Source organism: Kineococcus gurbantunggutensis, assembly GCF_050871925.1.
GTDB lineage: Bacteria > Actinomycetota > Actinomycetes > Actinomycetales > Kineococcaceae > Kineococcus.
The window spans coordinates 1-3,058 of sequence record NZ_JBJLSG010000283.1; the positions used below are offsets into that span (position 1 = coordinate 1).

Annotated in this window: 3 protein-coding genes; 1 reads left to right on the forward strand and 2 read right to left on the reverse strand. The window is 78.7% G+C overall.

Translation table 11 applies throughout. The features are described from left to right. Positions 1–191, reverse strand: a 191-nt coding sequence (locus tag ACRYR7_RS24980) for a hypothetical protein (RefSeq protein WP_432575058.1), incomplete at its 3' end; no start/stop codon positions are given. A 283-nt stretch (positions 192–474) separates the two neighbouring features. Between ACRYR7_RS24980 and uxaC the strand changes: the two genes are divergently transcribed. Further along, positions 475–1,902 (forward strand): glucuronate isomerase, encoded by a 1,428-nt coding sequence (gene uxaC / locus ACRYR7_RS24985; protein WP_432575059.1) that lies wholly within the window; start codon positions 475–477, stop codon positions 1,900–1,902. Positions 1,903–1,911: 9 nt separating this feature from the next. Here uxaC and ACRYR7_RS24990 read toward each other — a convergent pair whose 3' ends face one another. Next, positions 1,912–2,949 carry a LacI family DNA-binding transcriptional regulator gene (locus tag ACRYR7_RS24990; protein ID WP_432575061.1) on the reverse strand — a complete coding sequence of 346 codons (1,038 nt, stop codon included), beginning with the start codon at positions 2,947–2,949 and terminating at the stop codon, positions 1,912–1,914. Between the last annotated feature and the right edge of the window lie 109 nt (positions 2,950–3,058).

The following is a 3,058-nucleotide window of genomic DNA, read 5'->3' on the forward strand; positions in this document are numbered from 1 at the left end:
CCCCAGGTGGCGAGTGTGACCCGGACCGGGTGGGTGGAGCCCGGCGCCCCCCCCGCGGGGGCCCCGGGGGCGCCCCCCCCCCCGCTGCCGCCCCCGCAGGCGGCGGTGCCGGCCAGCGCGGCGCCCAGCGCACCGGCGAGCAGCGCCCGGCGGCCGGGGCGGTGGACGGCGAGGGGGTGGGCGGTGGTCATCGTGATCTCCTTCGACCTCGAACGGACCGGTCAGCTGCCTCGTCGCACCTGAGGTTCGCGACCATTCCGGCACACGAGCCGGTGCTCGTCAAGCGCTTTCCCGACCCGGACCCGCAAACCTTTGCACCTGCCCGCCCGGCCCCGGGCCCCCGTCGCCTCCCCGGTCGGCCGCCGCCCTTGACAGCGCCCGCGGCGGCGGTGCTGAATTCCCGCAAACGTTTGCAAGGAGGGTGGGCGCGGGTCCCCGCCCGGACCCGTCCGAGCTCTGGAGGAACCCCCGCCGGTGGCCGCGCGACCCCTCGTCCTGGACGACGACCGCCTGCTGCCGGTGGACCCGGCGGTGCGGGCGATCGCCCGCGAGGTCCACGCCCGGGTGCGCGACCTGCCGCTGTTCTGCCCGCACGGGCACGTCGACGCGGCCCTGCTGGCCCGCGACGAGCCGTTCGCCGACCCCGCCCGGCTCCTCGTCGTGCCCGACCACTACGTCACGCGGATGCTCGTCTCGCAGGGCGCGCGCCTGGAGGAGCTGGGCGTGCCCGGCACCGGCGGCGGGCCGGTGGAGCGCGACGGGCGCGCGGTGTGGCGCCGGTTCTGCGCCGGCTGGCACCTCTTCCGAGGCACGCCCAGCCGGCTGTGGCTGGAGCAGGAGCTGCACGACGTCCTCGGCGTGCGGGTGCACCCCTCCCCCGAGACCGCCGACGAGCTGTACGACCAGCTCGTCGAGCGCCTCGCCGAGCCGTCCTGCCGGCCGCGGGCGCTGTTCGACGCGTTCGGCATCGAGCTGCTGGCCACGACCGACGCCCCGGCGGACGCGCTGGCCGACCACGCCGCGATCGCCGCCTCGTCCTGGGGCGGCACCGTGGTGCCCACCTTCCGGCCCGACGCCGTGGTGCACCTGGACCGCCCCGGCTGGCGCGGCGACGTCGAGGAGCTGGGCCGCGCGGCCGGGGAGGACGTGGGCACCTACGCCGGGTACCTCGCCGCGCTGCAGCGCCGGCGCGAGCACTTCCGCCGCGCCGGCGCCCGCGCCACCGACCACGGCCACCTCAGCGCCGACACCACCCCGATGGAGCGCGCCGACGCCGAGCGCGCCTACGCCGCCGCGCTGCGCGGCCCGCTGGAGCCGGCGCGGGCCGCCGCGTTCGCGGCCCACATGCTCTTCGAGTCGGCGCGGATGAGCCGCGAGGACGGGCTGGTGATGCAGCTGCACGCCGGCGTCCTGCGCGACCACGACCCGCTGGTGCGCGCGCGCTCGGGCCCCGACCGCGGCTTCGACGTCCCCGTCGCCGTGGACTTCACGCGCGGGCTGCGCCCGCTGCTCAACGCCTTCGGCTCCGACCCGGCCTTCCGCTGCGTGGTGTTCACCACCGACGAGACGACGTTCTCGCGCGAGCTGGCCCCGCTGGCCGGGGTCTACCCCGCGCTGCGGCTGGGGGCGCCGTGGTGGTTCCTGGACAGCCCGGCGGCCATGCGCCGCTTCCGCGAGGCGGTCACGGAGACCGCGGGCTTCTGGAACACCGCCGGCTTCGTCGACGACACCCGCGCCTTCGCCTCGATCCCCGCCCGGCACGACGTGGCCCGGCGGGTGGACGCCGGCTTCCTGGCCGGGCTGGTCGCCGGCGGCCAGCTCGCGCTGGACGAGGCCGTCGAGACGGCCGTGGCGCTGGCGAGCACGATCCCGCGCGCGGCCTACGCCCCGCGGGAGGGCTGAGCGGCCCGCTCAGCCCGTCGGCTCCAGCACGTCCAGCCCCGGCGCGGCGCCGGGCGCGGCCCCGGGCGGCGGCGCGGTGCTGGCGCGCACGACGAGCTGGGTGGGCAGCGGCGCGCGCACCGCGGCCGGGGAGGCGCCCGGGCGGTCCAGCAGGTCCAGCAGCAGCTCCACGGCGGCCCGGCCCGCCTCCCGGGTGGGCATGCGCACGGTGCTCAGCGCCGGCGTGCTCGTGGCCGAGGCGCGGGTGTCGTCGAAGCCCACCACGCTCACCTCGGCCGGCACGGCCACGCCGCGCGCGGCCAGCCGGCTGAGCACCCCCAGGGCCACCAGGTCGTTGTAGGCCAGCACGCCGGTCGCGCCGCTGGCCAGGGCCAGGTCCGCGGCCGCCAGCCCGCCCTCGAACGTGGGCGGGAAGGGCCCGAGCTCGACGGCCCGCACGCCCAGGGCCGGCGCGGCGGCCCGCAGCCCGCGCAGCCGCTCCCCGCTGGACCACGAGGCCCGCGGGCCGGTGAGGTGGGCGACGCGGCGGTGGCCCAGGGCGGCCAGGTGCTCCACGGCCTGGCGCACGCCGTCGGCGGCGTCCATGAGCACCCCCGGCAGGCCGGGCGCGGCGCGGTTGACCAGGACCACCGGCACGCCGCCGGCGGCGCGGTGCAGCTCCTCGTCCGGCAGGCGCGGCGAGCACAGCACGACGCCGTCGACCTGGCGGACCATGGCGGCCACGACCTCGGCCTCCACCCGCGCGTCCTCGGCGGTGTCGGCCAGGAAGACGACCTGCCCGCCCTCGCGGGCGCGCCCGTGCACGCCCTTGAGCACCGAGCCGAAGAACGGGTTCTCCACGTCGGGCACCACGACGCCGACGGTGCCGGTGCGGCCGGTGACGAGCCCGCGCGCGGCGCGGTTGGGCTGGTACCCCAGCTCGGCGGCCGCGACCAGCACGCGCTGGCGCGTGCTGGCGCGCACCAGGTCGGGCAGGGCCAGCGCGCGCGAGACGGTGGAGACCGACACCCCCGCGCGGTGCGCCACGTCGTGGATCGTCACCGCCACCCTGCGCCCCCCTTCGGCGCCGTCCACACTGCGGACCACCGGAAGGCGTGTCAAGCGGGTTCCGGAACGCGCGCGGGGGGCGGTCGGGCGCACCGCGGTGCGCGCGACC